Genomic DNA, 16,357 nt, shown 5'->3' with positions numbered 1-16,357 from the left:
ACTTTTCAGTACATGATGCGGGTGCTGGTAATATGCCAAATTAGAAATTTGCTATAGTTTTAGCCATGTAATAGTTTTAAACACTATTGAAATGCGATTATATCAACAATTATGTGGTTTTAGCCATTAAATTTATATAAGATTCTCAGGTGATGGAGCTATTCACTTAACTGCTCAGGAGCTAAGTTCCATGATATATAACGGTTGTAAGCCTGTTATATTTTTGATAAATAATAAATATTATACTATTGAAGCTTATCTTAATACACCTAAAACAACTAATTATAATAATATACCTGTTTGGGATTTTCAAAAACTTCTTGAAGCCTTTGGTGGAAATGTCTATACTGCCAGAGCCAATACAAATGCTGAATTAGATGAAGCTATAAGACAAATTGATATTCAAGGTAAGGATAAGATGTGCTTTATTGAGATAAACACAGATAAGATGGATGCACCAGACATTGTCCATAATGTTCATGCAATGATAGAGGAAATGGAAAAGCAGAAAATGAACTAGAAAATATGGCTAAATAGAGATATTACAATTGAAGTGCTACAGTGCTAGTCATAGGATAAATATTTATTTGTTAGAAAGTCTGTATCAGAGGAGAACAATTATTTTTTGATACAGACTTTTTTGATTTTTTATATATTTTTAGGATCAAGACCGTAATATGCGTTTTACATTAAAAATCATATATATATGATAACTAAAAATTAAATTGATAAATGACGTAAATAAAATTACATATTTTAAAAAATTTATTGACAGAAGATGTTTTTATAAATATAATGAGTATATAGTCGATGAGTTATTACTCAATAAAAGGAGTTAATCTGTAATGGCAGAAACAAAACGGCAAAAGCAAAAAGAATTAACTAGAAAACATTTGATAGAAACGGCAATGAAGCAATTTGGTGAGAATGGAATAATAACTACTAAAACAGCTGATATTGCGAAAGCTGCCAATGTAGCACATGGAACCGTATTTGCACATTTTCCAACGCAGGAAGAATTATTAATAGCTGTAATTGAGGAATTTGGGAATAGAATCACACAGAGACTTCATCAACTAATTGATATAAACAGCAGCTTATTTGGAATTTTAGAAGCACATATGACAGGATTAACTGAATTTGAAGCTTTTTATACCAGATTAGTTATTGAAAGGCGTTTGCTTCCTAAAGCTGTTAATAATACTTATATTATGATTCAATCTACAATTTCATTTCATATTGGCATAGCTGCTGAGAAAGAGATGAAACAAGGCACTATTCGTAAACTCCCTATACACATCCTTTATAATACGTGGATAGGACTGATACATTATTACATAACCAATGGAGATTTGTTTTCTCCCCATGGTTCTGTTTTGAAAAAATATTCAAATGAACTATTAAAAAATTATATGAACTTGATCAAAAAATAAAAAATATAATGGGGGAATTAAAATGAAACAATGTATTGCATGTGGAATGCCTATGAAAAAGCCAGAAGATTTTGCTATGGGAGATACAGAAAAAGAATATTGTAAATACTGTTCACGCCCAGATGGAACAATGCAATCCTATGATGAGAAACTAAAATCTTTAACGGGCTTTATATTGAAGACACAGGGATTAGATGAAAACACAGCAAAAGCTGCTGCAAAATCAATGATGTCCAAACTTCCAGCTTGGGAAAATATAGACTAATCATTTGTAGATTCATTAGAATTTTTACTTTAAATGTAAATATAATTTAATTATTGATATTTAAGAATGTAAAACATATTTTAAAGAAGAGTATTTTATGTAATTAAGATTAATGAGGTGCTGTGTCACAATACGTATCGATGCATTGTGACACAGCCTTTTAACTATTAAAAACAATTATTGAAATCTAATTTTTAATGAATAAATGAGATTAATTTTTGTAACAAATAATTGACACTTATATCATTAAATGATATATTATATTAAATGATATATCATTTAATGATATAGTTAAGGAGGAAGACAATGGCTAGAAATGATTCGTTAGAAATGGGAGAACTTACAGATACTTCTTACTATATTTTATTGTCTCTGATAGATGCAAAACATGGATATCTTATTATGAAGACCATTGAAACTATTACTAAAGGCAATTTTTCAATAGGGCCTGCTTCTTTGTATACTAGCATCCAAAAACTTTTATCAGCTGGACTAATTGAACTTGTTGATACTGAAAATAAAAAAAGAAAAACCTATGTTGCAACGAAAAATGGCATTGGACTTTTAAAAAAAGAAGTTCAGCGCAGACGGGAAATGGTAATGATTGCTGAAGAAATATTTAAAGAGAAAGGGGATTTGTTTAAATGAAGAAAACAAAATATGTTCCCAGTGGTGGATTGGCATTTTCAGAAGAAAAGGATATGATGACGCTCCAAGCATATGCAAAAGAAGGTTGGATTTTGTATAAGTTTTCTCTACTAGGATATAGACTTAAAAAGGGAGAATCGCGGGACATACAGTATTCTGTTGACTACAAAAAGAATGCAGATGAAGATTATTATTCTTATTTTGAAGCTGCTGGATGGTCACATGTATGTTCAGCAGGAAATGAAATTCATATATTCAGCGCACCTATAGGAACAAAGCCTATTTATTCAGACAAAGAAACTGTTATAGAAAAATATGAGAGGCAGCAAAAGCAAATGGGAAAAGTTGCTTTACCATCTTTAATTGTATTTATTATATTTTTTGCACTTAGTATAATGGGTAAATATGACTGGGTATATGGAAGTGTAAGAATAGTAAGTAGTGTGTTATCAATAATAACTATAGTTGTTATTGTTTTCTCCGGAATGCCTTATATTTCATACACATATAAATTGAAAAAAATGAGAAAAAATAAATAGTAAACAGAATATACTTCATTTTCAATTTCTGATACTGAGTTAGTTTCTCCTGTGAAAAATGAAAATAAAGTTATTGATAATATTGGAAAATGAGCTGCAATTAGATGCAGCTTTTTTTTAGTAGTTTCTTTTTTATAGCATATCATATTTTAATATAAGTATAAGTTAATAAATAAGAAGACAATTCTTTATGCTCTATGTAAATAATACTGTAAATTAATTTATGCACATAGAAAGTTTAAAAGATCCCAAAATGAATAAAGTTGATGAATTATAAGAGTATTTATATAAGTACTATAAACACTTAAAATTTTTAAAAGAAAAAATAAGATATACAATAATTTACTTTAAGGCAATGTAATGTTATAATAAAGTATGCATAATTATAAATATATATAAATAATTATACAATACGTTGACTTGTGATAAGATATTCTAAAGGTATGTGTAATATATATTTGTAGATGATAGACATGAAATAGCTGTTTCGAAAATTTATGAATATTTATTAGAATATTTAAAAGTTGAATGTTGACTATTATACAAATATTATGTCACAAAATTAATTGAAAAATATGATTATAGAGAGGAAACATTTATGGATAAAAACTTGTGTATTAAAGCAATGACTATAGAAGCTTATGATGAAATTTATTCAATTTGGTGCAGCATTCCTGGTATTGGACTTAGTAATGCTGATTCCAGAAAATCCATTGAAAAATATCTAGAGCGTAATCCAAATATGTCATTTAACTGCTATGATGGAGATAAAATAGTTGGAACAATTCTTTGTGGACATGATGGAAGACGTGGATACATTCATCATACCTGTGTATTGTCAGAATATCGTGGTAAGAATATAGGAAAAAAGCTGGCTGAGAAGGCACTTGAAGGACTTAAAAATGAAGGGATAGATAAATGTCATCTTTTTGTATTTTGTGATAATGACATGGGAAAGAGTTTTTGGAATATAATGGGGTGGAAAAAGCGTTCAGATTTATTGGTTTATTCTATGGAAACTTAAATAAATTTATATTACAGTTTAATATTTCATATTTGTCAGCATGATGCTGTAGGGAAAGTATAGACCAAGGAAATACTTTTATTAGAAATTACAAAGAGGTGAATAAATTGAAATTAATTTTAGAATCTAACAATATGAAAGATTATTTACAAAATACATCTGTAATAGACTTTAATGATGATAATGTTAAACAATTAGCAGAGAAGCTTAAAGACGGCACTAAATCAAAATTAGAACTATCAAAAAAAGTATATGAATACGTTAGAGATAATATTTCACATTCTTTTGATATTAATGGAAGCGTTGTTACCTGTAAGGCATCAGAGGTTTTACAAGAGAAGCAGGGAATATGCTTTGCTAAAGCTCATTTATTGGCAGCACTTTTACGTTATTTAAACATCCCAACTGGCTTTTGTTATCAAAAACTTATTTTAGATGATAAGATAAAAGCTCACCTAATTTTACATGGTTTAAATGCTGTATATATAGAAGAGTTAAAAAGATGGATAAGAATAGATTCAAGAGGAAATAAGAAAGGTGTCAATGCACAGTTTTCTGTAAAAGATGAGAAATTAGCATTTCCTGTTAGAAGTGAATTAGGTGAAATGGACATACCAATAATTTTTGTAAAACCTGATAATAATGTTATAAATGCTTTGAATTCATGTGATACTGTTGAAGAACTTTTTCATAGCCTTCCTAAAGAATTGGCAAAATAAATTTTAAAGTATAATGTAGTCCAGTAGATACTAAAAAGTGCTTAAAATAAGTGAAGTATTGGTACTTATTTTGGAAACGGTAAATGCATTAATGGTTCCGAATTTTAGTTTTATAGTTGTCCAATAATAGATAGATCCTAGAGTAGTTTTCTACTCTAGGACAATTAATTATCCTTCATTTAATTCAGTGACATCTACTGTAAAATGTTTATCTGTACTTAAATCTTTAACTTCAACCTCATTAGTTTCTTTATTGATATTTTCTATCCAAACAGGACAGCCTTTATGCTTTACATCAATTACACCCAATGATTCAACTATTTCGGCAGCTTTTTTTATATCCATATATTGTTCTCCTTTTTCGTAGTGTTAATATATATTTTCTCCATTAAAAATAAAAAAATTCCTAAAGCTAATAAATATGTACAAACATAAAATAATGGGTTATACTGACAATTATTAAGTATTGTAGGCATAATTTAGTCAATAGGATTGAATATGATAGGCTCAAATTAATGTAATTATGAGGTGTTTTCCAACTAAAGTGGAGGTGAATATTATGTTTAACAAAAATAATGATCAAAGGTTTAAAGAGGTCTATAAACAGGGTACTCTTTACACTACTAAAATCATTGTAGATACTAAAACTGGTGTAAATTACGTATTTCATCAAGAAGGATATGGTGGGGGATTAACTGTATTATTAGATGATGAAGGTAAGCCGGTGGTTACTAAGGTTTACGAATAATATGTAGTAAATTGATATAAAATTATTTGATTAATCACATTTAAAAACAAGGAGAATATATATGAAATACCAATGGATTGATGAATATTGTCTTTCAAAAAAAGCAGCAGAAAAAGATTATCAGATAGAATGGGAAGCAACAAGATACTTTGTAGGTGGGAAAATATTTGTTATGATAGGCGGAGATAAGTATAAAAAATCTATTATAACATTAAAATGTGAGCCTATATTCGGGCAATTTTTGAGAGATGAAAATAAGAATATTGTGCCAGGATATCACATGAATAAAAAACATTGGAATTCAGTGTATTTAGATGGGGATGTTCCTGACAATCTTCTAAAACAAATGATAGATATGTCCTATGAATTAGTATTAAGCTCTTTGAGTAAAAAAGTTCAGGAGGAAATTTTAAAGGAAATTTAGTTCATAAGACAGATGATATTAATCCATTCTTCTTCAAAGTGGGAGTAAAGGGTGGCTACGTCCCTCGTATAACGATTTATCATAAAGGACAACGAGTTCTAAGTATCATAAATACTGATACTTAGAACTCTGTTAGTAAGCATCAGAGATCATAAACAAAAACTCCACCTGATTCCAAGAACTCTGTTTATGAGTTTTACGGTATTTCTGCATTACATTTCTTCAAAATTACTGCAATCTAAATAATAATAATTTCATTTACTTTTTTCCCGTTAATAATTTTTATATCATTAATTTACTCTAAAACAATATAATGTTATAATAAATTATGCATAATTATAAATAAATATAAATATTTATGCAATATAAATATTTATGAGTAGGGAAGGTGAAAGTATGTACAATATATTTGTAGATGGCCAACATGGAACAACTGGTTTGAAAATACATGAATACTTATTAAAACATCCAGGTGTTAAATTGTTAAATATTGATTATGAAATGAGAAGAGATGTTAAAGTTAGAAGAGAATATATTAACAATGCAGATATTGTTTTTTTGTGTCTTCCGGATAGTGCCGCAAGAGAAGCCGTAGCACTAGTAGAGAATAATCATACAAAAATTATTGATGCCAGTACTGCACATAGAACAAAGGATGAATGGGCTTATGGAATACCAGAGCTTTGTCGAAAACAAAGAGATAAAATAAAAAATTCTAATCGTGTCACTGTTCCAGGTTGTCATGCAACCGCTTCAATAATTGCACTTGCACCTTTGGTAAAAGGTGGAATTGTACCATCAGATTATCCAGTATCTATTTTTTCAGTTTCAGGTTACAGTGGTGGTGGAAAAGAAATGATTGCAGAATATGAGAATAATAAAGATGAATATTTAAAGATACCAAGGCATTATGCATTAGGACTTAACCATAAACATCTACCAGAAATAAAAAAGTATTCAGGACTTACATATGAGCCTATTTTTATGCCTGTAGTCAGCAATTATTATAATGGTCTTGCTGTAAGTATACCATTATATACTAATAGATTGTTAAAGTACAGAACAGCAAAAGATATATGTGGTTTTTTAACGGAGTATTATGCAGGAGAAAAATTTATTCGGGTCATACCTTTTGAAGATGAAAGCTTATTGATAGACGGAAGATTTAATATAACAGGTTGTAACAATACAAATATGGCAGAGATTTTTGTATTTGGAAACAAAAATAGAATTATGATGATGGCAAGGCTGGACAATTTAGGAAAAGGAGCATCTGGTGCAGCTGTTCAAAATATGAATATTATGCTGGGTATTAATGAGGAAATGGGTTTAGTGTAAGAGGATTAATAATTTCACTAAACAAAGAAAGGAATATTATAAATGTTAAATTATATTTTGCCGATCTTACTTATTATTATGTCAAATGTTTTTTATAATATCTGTACTAAATCTACTCCCAAAAATGTAAATCCTTTTGCTTCGCTATGTATAACATATGCAATAGCAACTGGGTTTACATTTTTACTATTGTTTTTTAATAATAATTTATCAAAAGAAACTTTTTCAGAATTTAAACATATTAACTGGACAAGTTTTCTTTTAGGAATTTTAATAGTAGGATTGGAATATGGATACATTCAAGCGTATAGAGTTGGGTGGGACGTTAGTGTATGCTCATTAGTGGCAAATATCAGTCTTGCAATCATGTTGATATTTGTTGGTATATTATTATATAAAGAACAAATATCCATAAATCAAATAATAGGAATATTGATATGTATTATTGGATTAGTTTTTATCAATAAGAAATAGGTAACTATAAATAATGAATTTTTATTTAACAAAGTTCCCTACTTCAGCAGAGATTTTTTATCCCATGTGTTATAATATGTAGCAAATATTTAATTTAAAACATTTTCTACATATTAAATATTTTAATTATTAAAGTTACTAATTAAATATGTTTAAAGATTTAGATTTAAACTTAGAAGTACTACTTTACTTGAGAAAAGTAAATTCCGTACACAACTGAAATGAGGATGAATTATATGTTGTCAAAATTATCGAATCTAGTATTAGGACTTATTTGGAAAAGGCCTTTAAATCCATATGAAATCACAAAGTTAATGGAACGTTCAGAAATTCAAGACTGGTTTCCTATGACTTCAGCCTCAATTTACACAACTATAAGGAATTTAAGCAGTAAAGGGTATATTGTTGGTGAAACTATTAGTGAGGGGAATCTTCCTCCTAAAACTATGTATTCCTTAACAAAAAAAGGAGAAGAAGCTCTAATAAATTCATTGGAAATTGGATTAGAAACATATAAAACTGAAGCTAGCAACTTTGGAATTTCATTGTTTCATATTTGCAGTCTTAATAAAGATAATGCAATTGATTTATTAAAGAAAAGACTCAATAAACTTAAAAATATAAAATTTAAGGCAGATAAAAAATTAAATACTAATACTAATAAAATACCTATAAATTTTAGAATGATGCTTAAATACAATGTTTATCGTATTGAAATAGAAATAAAAATAACTGAAGAGTTAATAGCTGAAGCTCAGAATGATTCTAATTGGAATTCTTCTTTTGTTAAATTATTAGATTAATATATATATTTCTACTAATAATAGGTCTATAAAATAAATTTACATTGACGGGAAATACTTTACCCAGTATACTGATATATATTACTACTAATATATATCAGTAGTAATAATTTACTTATAGACAAATAGATTTTACTTTATAAAAGTGAGAATCAAAACAGGGAGGGAATTAAATGAGTAAAATAGCAAAAAATTTAACTGAATTAATCGGTAGTACACCTTTACTTGAACTATCTAATTATAATAGAGAAAAAAATATAGGCGCAAAAATAATTGCTAAACTTGAATATTTTAATCCCGGTGGAAGTGTTAAAGACAGAATAGGTTTATCTATGATTAAAGAAGCTGAAAACAAAGGTATTATTAACAAAGATACTGTGATTATAGAGGCAACTAGTGGAAATGCAGGCATTGCTCTTGCACTTGTAGCTGCTGCAAAAGGATATAGACTTATAATTACATTGCCAGAAAACTTTAGTATTGAAAGACGAAAGCTTTTAAAAGCTCTTGGAGCAGAATTAGTCTTAACATCAGCAGAAGAAGGGATGAATGGAGCTGTAAAGAAAGCTGAAGAATTATCAATGGAAATGCCTAATTCTTATATGCCACAGCAATTTAAAAATCCTGAAAATCCTAAAATACATAGAAGAATAACAGCTGAAGAGATTTGGAAAGATACGGACGGGAATGTAGATATACTTGTTGCAGGTGTAGGAACAGGTGGAACGATTACAGGTATTGGTGAAGTTTTAAAACAAAAAAATTCTAATATTAAAATAGTTGCTGTAGAACCATATAATTCTCCTGTTTTATCTGGAGGAAATAGAGGATCTCACAAACTTCAGGGACTTGGCCCAGGATTTATACCAGATGTTCTTAATTTATCAGTAATTGATGAAATAATCACGGTAAAAACTAATGAAGCATATGAAACATGCAGAATACTAGGAAAAACAGAAGGACTTCTTGTAGGAATTTCATCGGGTGCAGCAGTTTTTTCAGCTACTAAATTAGCAAAGATGCCAGAAAACAAAAATAAAACAATCGTTGTTATTTGCCCAGATACTGGAGAAAGATATTTATCAACTGAGTTATTTAGTCAATTATAATATTTTAATGAATGATTTCTTAGAATCTCTTAATTAATTGCTGAATAATTCGTATGATAAAATCAAAACGTTATAATAGTAAATAATTGTGAAGTTTATTTGTATTAATCAAAGGAGAAGAAAAGGTGAAATTAAAAGTTTTAGTAGATAACAATACATATATTGACCAATATTATTGTGGTGAACCTGCTGTTTCGTATTATATTGAAGATGAGGATATTAGATTGCTATTTGATGTAGGTTACTCTGATTTATTTCTGAAAAACTCAAATGCATTAGATATAGATTTAGAAAATATAAATGTTATTACTATTTCACATGGTCATAATGACCACACAGGAGGATTAAAATATTATTTTAGTCAAAAGTGTAAAAATAATATTTCTATTATTGCTCATCCAGATGCATTTAAAGAAAAAGTAGAAGATAATTTAAAAATTAGCTCTCCTATTTTGCAAGAAGAGCTAGAAGAAAAGTGCAATTTAATTCTTTCTAAGAAACCTAAAAAAATTAGTAAACATATAACTTTCTTAGGAGAAATACCACAAATAAATGACTTTGAAAATAGAAAATGTATTGGTAAGCAAGTTGTTGGTGAAACTTCCATTGATGATTATGTAATAGATGATACAGCACTTGTATATAAAAGTGAAAATGGCATTTATATTATTACAGGATGTTCTCATAGTGGGATATGTAATATAACAGAATATGCAAAAGAAGTATGTAAAGATAACAGAGTATTAGGAATTATAGGAGGATTTCATTTATTTGAATTAACTGAACAGGTTAGTAAAACTATTGATTATTTAAAACAGAACAATTTAAGAGAATTATATCCTTGCCATTGTACTTCATTTGTTGTTAAAGCAGAAATACATAAAGTTTTGCCTGTAAAAGAAGTTGGCGTCGGGTTGGAAATAAATTGGTAAAAACGATTTAAAAAATTTCACAAAAAACACATAGATGGTCTATGTGTCAGCTATCATTTTTGAGTTTCTTAATTTGCTTTTGTAGATCTTGGATTTGTTTCTCTTTTTCTTTTAAAGATTCAAGATTTTGCTGTTGAGCTGCAATAGAAAGTATAATACCTGAAACAGCAGTTAAAAAATTACCTAATACGTTATTATCACTAGATGATTTTCCTTCCGTAAGCGTCAATGCAACTAAATTTGCTAAAATAACCAGTTCCTTAGGACTTAGTGAATCAAACAATGCCATCATAACTCACCTCAGATTTAGTGTATTCAGACAATTTTAGTATGGTTACATTGTACATATACTGTTGGACATTTTTCTGGAACACTTAAGATATTAAAAAATATATAAATAATTTTGTTAACACTTCAAAACTTTAGCATTCCATGTGCTTTTATGGAATGTTTTTATTTATTTTAGGAATACTATCTTTAAAATAATAAGGCATATGGAAATAAATATTAAGTCAAATATACTAACATACTGACTATTATTTCTTTGAATATGCCTAAGTTCGGAGTGATGTAATAATGAAAAATAAGAAGAAAGGATTGTCCGTATTTCATCTTACAATGATGGCATTAGGTACTATAATTGGTGGTTCCTTTTTTCTTGGATCCTCTGTAGCTATTCATGCTGCAGGACCTGCTATTTTAATTTCATATGTATTTGGAGGAGTTTTAGTTTATCTTATTCTATCTGCTCTTTCAGAAATGACAGTGGCAGATCCTGCACCAGGTTCCTTTCGTACTTTTGCTGCAAAAACCTTTGGGACTGGAGCTGGATTTGTTGTTGGATGGGTTTATTGGACGGGAATGGTTTTAGCTATGTCCAGTGAGGCTACGGCTGTGTCTATTTTACTGAACAAGTGGTTTCCAAGGGTCTCTATATCCTTACTTGGAAGTGCGGTTATTGTAGTAGTTACATTGTTAAATTTATTAGGAGCTGACAAATTAAGCAAGCTGGAAAGTGGTCTTGCTGCTATTAAACTGCTGGCAATAGTCTCTTTTATAATTATTGCATTACTTTTAATTATTGGGCTGATTAATGGGGCTCCTTCTGTTGGAGCTGGGGAATTGGCACGGGAGCCTTTGGCTTCAGGAGGCATAAAGAGTATTGCCGGTAGTATGCTTATAGTTATATTTGCCTATGCAGGCTTTGAAATAATTGGATTGGCTGCTTCGGAAGCTGATAACCCTGAAAAAACAATTCCAAAGGCAATTTTTTATACTACTTTGAGTCTTGTTGCACTTTATATAGTTTCTGTCGCTGTATTGCTGCCGTTAATACCTACAGCTCTTATTAATGAAAATGTTAGCCCTATGGTAGCAGCTCTTAGCAGATGGGGAATGGCATGGGCTGGAAATGTAATAAATGTAGTAATGATTACTGCTATCCTTTCCACAATGCTTGCAGCTATGTTTGGAATAGGGAGGATGCTCCGTTCTCTTGCAGAGGAAGGTCATGCTCCAAAGCTGTTAAAGGATAGAAAGGATATTCCCTATAGAGGAATGTTGTTTTCAGGTTTTGCCATGCTTTTGGGATTAACACTGGGACTTTTTTTCCCAAGCGTTTATTTGTTTTTGGTAAGCTCTGGCGGTTTTGCATTACTTTTTACCTATGCAATGATAGTTGCTACTCATATTCGTTTCCGTAAAAAATATGGATACCCTCCAGAAGGGAAATATCATATGCCTGGATATCCATATACCTCTTGGGTTGCTTTAATAAGTCTTATTATGGCCATTATCAGTATGCCATTTATTTCCGGTCAGGCATCAGGTCTTATAGCAGGATTGATAATTCTTGTTTTATATTCCTTGGCTTACTTAGTAATGAAGTCTTATGAAAAAGTTAAAAAACCTCAAATTAATGACAGCCCATTAAATAGAAAGGCGCAAAGATTAGGTTTATCCACGGAGTTCTCTGAAGAACTGACTAAGGAGCATAGGCACTCAAATAAAGATATAACAAGCGATAAAAAAAATTAAGTTCTATAAATAATTTATATAAAATTGCCGAAAATCTCTGCTGTTTATTTCAGTGGCAGTTCATATTGTTCAAATATTTATATCATAATTATCCAAAAGGTATAGTAATGTATTAGAGTAAATTAATTTTTTGTATATATTGCAATAAAACAGATTAATTATCGATGAATCTATTTTAATTAAGATTCTTCTATTTAACTATTATTAATTAAATGCATAATTCTAATTGCAACTTATGTATTATAAATTTTCCATAAAAATTAAAATAATATAGGAGTCAAAATATGATAGGAATATCTAAATTATTATGTGGTACTGAAAGCTTTGGAGATAAATTGAGATATGTACATGGAGCTAGTATGCAAAAGAATGGAGTTAGTAAAGGACGTGGACCTGTGGTTGTCTGGAATTGTACAAAAACCTGTAATTTAAAATGCAGGCACTGCTATGCAGATTCAGACAGCAGGATATATAAAGATGAACTTACTACTAAAGAAGCTAAGAATTTTATTGATGATTTGCAGGAGTTCAAAGTACCTGTGATACTGTTTTCAGGAGGAGAGCCTCTGCTGCGTAAGGATTTATTTGAATTAATTCAATATGCAAAACAGCGTAATATAAGAAGTACAATTTCAACTAATGGTACCCTTATAGATGAGGATATTGCAGCTAGACTTAAACAATGCGGCGTAGGATATGTAGGTATAAGTTTAGATGGAATTGGTGAGAGACATGATATATTTAGAGGTGTTAAAGGCTCTTTTGACAGTGCTCTAAGAGGAATTAGAAATTGCAGGGAAACAGGTCAGAAAGTTGGATTAAGATTCACTATAAATAAATATAATTATAATGAACTGGAAAATATATTTCATCTTATTGAAGAAGAAAAAATTAATCGGGTCTGTTTTTATCATTTAGTTTATTCAGGTAGAGGAACATCAATGATTGATGAGGATATATCTTATGATCAGGCCAGAGAGGCAATGAATCTCATTATGACAAAAACTATGGAATTAGGAAATAAGGTGGAAATACTCACAGTAGATAACCATGCAGATTCCGTTTATCTATATTTGCAATCAAGAGAAAAATATCCTGCTTTAGCGGATAATATCCTTAAATTAATGAGGCTTAATGGTGGAAATCGTTCAGGAATAGCTATTGCAAATGTGGATTATAGAGGAAATGTTCATCCAGATCAGTTTACATCACAATACACTTTTGGAAATGTTAAAGAGAGAAGCTTTGGTGATATTTGGTCGGATACTTCCAATTCCATTATTAATGGATTGAAAAACAGAAAAATTATGCTTAAAGGAAGGTGCAGTAGTTGCAAATGGCTTGACATCTGTAATGGGAATTTCAGATCTAGGGCAGAAGCTGTCACAGGAGATTTTTGGGAATCAGATCCTGCCTGCTATTTGACAGATGAAGAAATATCATAATTACCTAAGGGGCATAATTTTATTTTATATAAATAATATTGTTAATTCATAGTTGTGAGAAAGGGCGAACTAACTATCAAGATTTACCTGGAAAAATTTACACGCCTGGGGTGTAAATTTTTCCAATTTTCGTTCGTAATCTTCAAATAATACTAATTAAAATTAAAACATATAGAGGAGGCTTTATTTTATGATTATATCATGGAATACTACTAATAAATGCAATATGTATTGCAAGCATTGTTATAGAGATTCTGGTATTAAAGCCAAGGAGGAACTCAGCACTGAAGATGGAAAATTGCTCTTAGATGAAATAGTAAAAGCTGGTTTTAAGATAATGATATTTTCTGGTGGAGAACCTCTTATGCGTCCAGATATTTATGAATTAGTGGAATATGCATCAAAAATTGGACTGAGACCTGTACTTGGCAGTAATGGTACACTTATAACATTAGAGGTTGCTAAAAAATTAAAAGATGCAGGGGCTATGGGTATAGGTATTAGTCTGGATAGTCTCAATACTAAAAAACATGATAATTTTAGAAATTATAGTGGTGGTTGGCATAAGGCTGTGATGGGAATGAAAAACTGTAGAGAGGTAAAACTACCCTTTCAGATACATACCACTGTAATGGATTGGAATAAGAATGAAATACTAGATATAACTGATTTTGCCGTTGGTATAGGAGCTGTGGCTCATCATGTATTCTTTATGGTTCCTACAGGAAGAGGTATAAATATAGAAGATGAAGCATTGAGTAAAGAAGAATATGAAAAAACCTTAAAAAATATAATGTTAAAACAAAAAGAAGTATCTATAGAATTAAAACCTACCTGCGCACCTCAGTTTATGAGGATTGCAGCAGAAAATGGGGTGAAGACAAGATTTAGAAAAGGATGCTTGGCTGGCACTGCTTATTGTATTATAAGCCCCACAGGAAATGTTCAGGCTTGCGCTTATTTGGATATGCCTATTGGTAATGTAAGAAAAATTCCATTTAGCAGTATTTGGAATGATAATTTAATATTAAAAAAACTAAGAACTTTAGATTATAAGGGAAAGTGCGGTATTTGTAATTATAAAAAGACCTGTGGTGGCTGCAGGGCACGGGCAGCATTTTATAATAATGAAGATCCAATGGCAGAGGATATCTGGTGTCTATATTCTAATGTGGAAGCGGAGAATATAGGCAATGGATAGGGAAAGTAAGGAGATACTTAATTTAATACAGAACCAATTTCCATTAGATGACAGGCCTTTTTTAAAAATTGCCAATAAACTTAACACTACTGAAGAAAAGGTTATTGATACAATTAATAAACTAAAGAATAAGGGATATGTAAGAAGGATAGGAGGAATATTTGATTCAAAAAAATTGGGTTACTGCAGTCTTTTGTGTGCTATAAAAGTACCCGATGAGAGAATTTCTGAAGTGGCAAAGCTTATAAGCGACTATAAGGGTGTTACCCATAATTACAAGAGGAATAATGACTATAATTTATGGTTTACGGTTACAACACCTTCACAAGAGGATATTAAAAATTTTTTAAAGGATATTAAGGAGCGTACTGGTATTGAAGAAATATTGGAGCTGCCTGCCATGGATGTATTTAAAATTAAAGCTATTTTTGAACTAAAGGAGTGATAGGGTATGCTAAGTCCTTTAGATATAAATATTATTAAAAAAATTCAAGGAGAAATTCCAATTGTACCAGAGCCCTATAAACAAATAGCTGAGGAGCTTGGAATTTCTCAAAAACAATTAATAGATAAAATTAAGGAATTTTCAAGTAAAGGAATTATTCGTAGATTTGGAGCTATTTTAAATCATAGAAATGCTGGATTTAAGGCAAATGCTATGGTAGTATGGAAGATACCAGAGGAAAGAATTAAAGAAATAACTGAAATTATGGTAAAATTTCCTGAAGTGAGTCATTGCTATAGGAGGCCTGTATTTCCTCATTGGCCCTACAATATTTTTACTATGATTCATGGACAAACAAAAAGTAATTGTGAAAAAATAGTTGAAGAAATCTCAAGGTTAAGTGATATTAATGATTATAGTATATTGTATAGTACCTGCCAGTTTAAAAAGGTTAGTATGAAATATTTTGATAATGAAAATGTATGAAATATAATATGTTAAAGTTGTTAGAAAAAATCAAAAATGTTGAAAAAAATATGTTTTGTAAGGTCTAAGAATATTAAAGAGTATTAAAACGTAAGAACAGTTATGTTTTAATACTTTTCTTTTCTGTTATTAAGGCAGTAATTTATCTCAATTACAAAGTGATATTTTCAAAGAAAATAATGAATTAATATAGTAAAATATAAGTATAGCAAGTGATAAATACAAATGCATATAAGACCAGCTAGTAAAAGTCAATATAAATTAAAAAAATAATTTATGAGTAAAAA

General features: G+C 29.7%; 21 protein-coding genes. 19 read left to right on the top strand and 2 right to left on the bottom strand.

The genetic code is table 11. The features are described from left to right. Positions 1–130 precede the first annotated feature (130 nt). From ABF633_RS16095 to ABF633_RS16065, 7 genes are all read left to right on the top strand, one after another. Complete coding sequence (locus ABF633_RS16095) at positions 131–520, top strand: thiamine pyrophosphate-dependent enzyme (protein ID WP_415524928.1); 390 nt, start codon at positions 131–133, stop codon at positions 518–520. Positions 521–845: 325 nt separating this feature from the next. Continuing rightward, the gene (locus ABF633_RS16090; RefSeq protein ID WP_415524909.1) at positions 846–1,433 is read left to right on the top strand and encodes a TetR/AcrR family transcriptional regulator; all 588 of its coding nucleotides are present in this window, start codon (positions 846–848) and stop codon (positions 1,431–1,433) included. 22 nt (positions 1,434–1,455) lie between these two features. Continuing rightward, positions 1,456–1,698: a zinc ribbon domain-containing protein gene (locus ABF633_RS16085; RefSeq protein WP_415524908.1), complete on the top strand. Its 243-nt coding sequence runs from the start codon at positions 1,456–1,458 to the stop codon at positions 1,696–1,698. A 306-nt stretch (positions 1,699–2,004) separates the two neighbouring features. Further along, positions 2,005–2,346 (top strand): PadR family transcriptional regulator, encoded by a 342-nt coding sequence (locus ABF633_RS16080; protein ID WP_415524907.1) that lies wholly within the window; start codon positions 2,005–2,007, stop codon positions 2,344–2,346. Then, a complete protein-coding gene (locus ABF633_RS16075; protein WP_415524906.1) occupies positions 2,343–2,885 on the top strand; it encodes a DUF2812 domain-containing protein in 543 nt (180 codons plus the stop codon). Before ABF633_RS16080 ends, ABF633_RS16075 begins: the two co-directional genes overlap by 4 nt. A 598-nt stretch (positions 2,886–3,483) precedes the next feature. After that, a complete protein-coding gene (locus ABF633_RS16070; protein ID WP_415524905.1) occupies positions 3,484–3,909 on the top strand; it encodes a GNAT family N-acetyltransferase in 426 nt (141 codons plus the stop codon). A gap of 107 nt (positions 3,910–4,016) precedes the next feature. Continuing rightward, entirely contained in the window at positions 4,017–4,628 is a 612-nt protein-coding gene (locus ABF633_RS16065) for a transglutaminase-like domain-containing protein (RefSeq protein ID WP_415524904.1), read from the top strand. Between the two features lie 168 nt (positions 4,629–4,796). Here ABF633_RS16065 and ABF633_RS16060 read toward each other — a convergent pair whose 3' ends face one another. Further along, a complete protein-coding gene (locus ABF633_RS16060) occupies positions 4,797–4,973 on the bottom strand; it encodes an H-type small acid-soluble spore protein (RefSeq protein ID WP_415524903.1) in 177 nt (58 codons plus the stop codon). 214 nt (positions 4,974–5,187) lie between these two features. On the opposite strand from ABF633_RS16060, the gene ABF633_RS16055 reads away from it, so the two are divergent. The 7 genes from ABF633_RS16055 to ABF633_RS16025 all read left to right on the top strand — a co-directional run bounded on the left by ABF633_RS16055 (position 5,188) and on the right by ABF633_RS16025 (position 10,456). Continuing rightward, the gene (locus ABF633_RS16055) at positions 5,188–5,376 is read left to right on the top strand and encodes a DUF6440 family protein (RefSeq protein ID WP_415524902.1); all 189 of its coding nucleotides are present in this window, start codon (positions 5,188–5,190) and stop codon (positions 5,374–5,376) included. A gap of 61 nt (positions 5,377–5,437) precedes the next feature. Next, positions 5,438–5,800 carry an MmcQ/YjbR family DNA-binding protein gene (locus ABF633_RS16050; RefSeq protein ID WP_415524901.1) on the top strand — a complete coding sequence of 121 codons (363 nt, stop codon included), beginning with the start codon at positions 5,438–5,440 and terminating at the stop codon, positions 5,798–5,800. Between the two features lie 375 nt (positions 5,801–6,175). Further along, positions 6,176–7,138 carry an N-acetyl-gamma-glutamyl-phosphate reductase gene (gene argC, locus ABF633_RS16045; protein ID WP_415524900.1) on the top strand — a complete coding sequence of 321 codons (963 nt, stop codon included), beginning with the start codon at positions 6,176–6,178 and terminating at the stop codon, positions 7,136–7,138. Between the two features lie 42 nt (positions 7,139–7,180). Continuing rightward, the gene (locus tag ABF633_RS16040; RefSeq protein ID WP_415524899.1) at positions 7,181–7,612 is read left to right on the top strand and encodes an EamA family transporter; all 432 of its coding nucleotides are present in this window, start codon (positions 7,181–7,183) and stop codon (positions 7,610–7,612) included. Positions 7,613–7,848: 236 nt separating this feature from the next. Next, positions 7,849–8,415, top strand: a complete 567-nt coding sequence (locus ABF633_RS16035; RefSeq protein ID WP_415524898.1) for a PadR family transcriptional regulator — start codon at positions 7,849–7,851, stop codon at positions 8,413–8,415. Between the two features lie 173 nt (positions 8,416–8,588). Then, positions 8,589–9,524: a cysteine synthase A gene (gene cysK, locus ABF633_RS16030; RefSeq protein ID WP_415524897.1), complete on the top strand. Its 936-nt coding sequence runs from the start codon at positions 8,589–8,591 to the stop codon at positions 9,522–9,524. 125 nt (positions 9,525–9,649) lie between these two features. Further along, entirely contained in the window at positions 9,650–10,456 is an 807-nt protein-coding gene (locus tag ABF633_RS16025; RefSeq protein ID WP_415524896.1) for an MBL fold metallo-hydrolase, read from the top strand. 46 nt (positions 10,457–10,502) lie between these two features. Here the strand turns inward: ABF633_RS16025 and ABF633_RS16020 are convergent, their stop codons facing one another. Continuing rightward, positions 10,503–10,745 carry a hypothetical protein gene (locus ABF633_RS16020; RefSeq protein WP_415524895.1) on the bottom strand — a complete coding sequence of 81 codons (243 nt, stop codon included), beginning with the start codon at positions 10,743–10,745 and terminating at the stop codon, positions 10,503–10,505. A 287-nt stretch (positions 10,746–11,032) separates the two neighbouring features. Between ABF633_RS16020 and ABF633_RS16015 the strand changes: the two genes are divergently transcribed. The 5 genes from ABF633_RS16015 to ABF633_RS15995 all read left to right on the top strand — a co-directional run bounded on the left by ABF633_RS16015 (position 11,033) and on the right by ABF633_RS15995 (position 16,070). Beyond that, positions 11,033–12,493 carry an amino acid permease gene (locus ABF633_RS16015; RefSeq protein WP_415524894.1) on the top strand — a complete coding sequence of 487 codons (1,461 nt, stop codon included), beginning with the start codon at positions 11,033–11,035 and terminating at the stop codon, positions 12,491–12,493. A 284-nt stretch (positions 12,494–12,777) separates the two neighbouring features. Continuing rightward, positions 12,778–13,938 (top strand): putative heme d1 biosynthesis radical SAM protein NirJ1, encoded by a 1,161-nt coding sequence (gene nirJ1, locus ABF633_RS16010; RefSeq protein ID WP_415524893.1) that lies wholly within the window; start codon positions 12,778–12,780, stop codon positions 13,936–13,938. A gap of 190 nt (positions 13,939–14,128) precedes the next feature. Next, complete coding sequence (nirJ2, locus tag ABF633_RS16005; RefSeq protein ID WP_415524892.1) at positions 14,129–15,139, top strand: putative heme d1 biosynthesis radical SAM protein NirJ2; 1,011 nt, start codon at positions 14,129–14,131, stop codon at positions 15,137–15,139. Then, positions 15,132–15,584 (top strand): Lrp/AsnC family transcriptional regulator, encoded by a 453-nt coding sequence (locus ABF633_RS16000; protein ID WP_415524891.1) that lies wholly within the window; start codon positions 15,132–15,134, stop codon positions 15,582–15,584. The genes nirJ2 and ABF633_RS16000 overlap by 8 nt, the downstream gene beginning before the upstream one ends. A gap of 6 nt (positions 15,585–15,590) precedes the next feature. Beyond that, positions 15,591–16,070, top strand: coding sequence for an Lrp/AsnC family transcriptional regulator (locus ABF633_RS15995; RefSeq protein WP_415524890.1), 480 nt, complete (start codon positions 15,591–15,593; stop codon positions 16,068–16,070). Positions 16,071–16,357: the final 287 nt, after the last annotated feature.

Source organism: Clostridium sp. (assembly GCF_047718555.1).
In the GTDB taxonomy this organism is placed as follows: domain Bacteria; phylum Bacillota; class Clostridia; order Clostridiales; family Clostridiaceae; genus Clostridium_I.
Note: the sequence above shows the minus strand (reverse complement) of the source record. Positions and strands in the feature narration are given on the sequence as shown.

What these genes read in the sequence shown, in the direction of transcription:
- ABF633_RS16090 (WP_415524909.1), top strand. Translation starts at nt 846, where the DNA reads ATGGCAGAAACAAAACGGCAAAAGCAAAAAGAATTAACTAGAAAACAT.
- ABF633_RS16085 (WP_415524908.1), top strand. Translation starts at nt 1,456, where the DNA reads ATGAAACAATGTATTGCATGTGGAATGCCTATGAAAAAGCCAGAAGAT.
- ABF633_RS16080 (WP_415524907.1), top strand. Translation starts at nt 2,005, where the DNA reads ATGGCTAGAAATGATTCGTTAGAAATGGGAGAACTTACAGATACTTCT.
- ABF633_RS16075 (WP_415524906.1), top strand. Translation starts at nt 2,343, where the DNA reads ATGAAGAAAACAAAATATGTTCCCAGTGGTGGATTGGCATTTTCAGAA.
- ABF633_RS16070 (WP_415524905.1), top strand. Translation starts at nt 3,484, where the DNA reads ATGGATAAAAACTTGTGTATTAAAGCAATGACTATAGAAGCTTATGAT.
- ABF633_RS16060 (WP_415524903.1), bottom strand. Translation starts at nt 4,973, where the DNA reads ATGGATATAAAAAAAGCTGCCGAAATAGTTGAATCATTGGGTGTAATT.
- ABF633_RS16055 (WP_415524902.1), top strand. Translation starts at nt 5,188, where the DNA reads ATGTTTAACAAAAATAATGATCAAAGGTTTAAAGAGGTCTATAAACAG.
- ABF633_RS16050 (WP_415524901.1), top strand. Translation starts at nt 5,438, where the DNA reads ATGAAATACCAATGGATTGATGAATATTGTCTTTCAAAAAAAGCAGCA.
- argC (WP_415524900.1), top strand. Translation starts at nt 6,176, where the DNA reads ATGAGTAGGGAAGGTGAAAGTATGTACAATATATTTGTAGATGGCCAA.
- ABF633_RS16040 (WP_415524899.1), top strand. Translation starts at nt 7,181, where the DNA reads ATGTTAAATTATATTTTGCCGATCTTACTTATTATTATGTCAAATGTT.
- ABF633_RS16035 (WP_415524898.1), top strand. Translation starts at nt 7,849, where the DNA reads ATGTTGTCAAAATTATCGAATCTAGTATTAGGACTTATTTGGAAAAGG.
- cysK (WP_415524897.1), top strand. Translation starts at nt 8,589, where the DNA reads ATGAGTAAAATAGCAAAAAATTTAACTGAATTAATCGGTAGTACACCT.
- ABF633_RS16020 (WP_415524895.1), bottom strand. Translation starts at nt 10,745, where the DNA reads ATGGCATTGTTTGATTCACTAAGTCCTAAGGAACTGGTTATTTTAGCA.
- ABF633_RS16015 (WP_415524894.1), top strand. Translation starts at nt 11,033, where the DNA reads ATGAAAAATAAGAAGAAAGGATTGTCCGTATTTCATCTTACAATGATG.
- nirJ1 (WP_415524893.1), top strand. Translation starts at nt 12,778, where the DNA reads ATGATAGGAATATCTAAATTATTATGTGGTACTGAAAGCTTTGGAGAT.
- nirJ2 (WP_415524892.1), top strand. Translation starts at nt 14,129, where the DNA reads ATGATTATATCATGGAATACTACTAATAAATGCAATATGTATTGCAAG.
- ABF633_RS16000 (WP_415524891.1), top strand. Translation starts at nt 15,132, where the DNA reads ATGGATAGGGAAAGTAAGGAGATACTTAATTTAATACAGAACCAATTT.
- ABF633_RS15995 (WP_415524890.1), top strand. Translation starts at nt 15,591, where the DNA reads ATGCTAAGTCCTTTAGATATAAATATTATTAAAAAAATTCAAGGAGAA.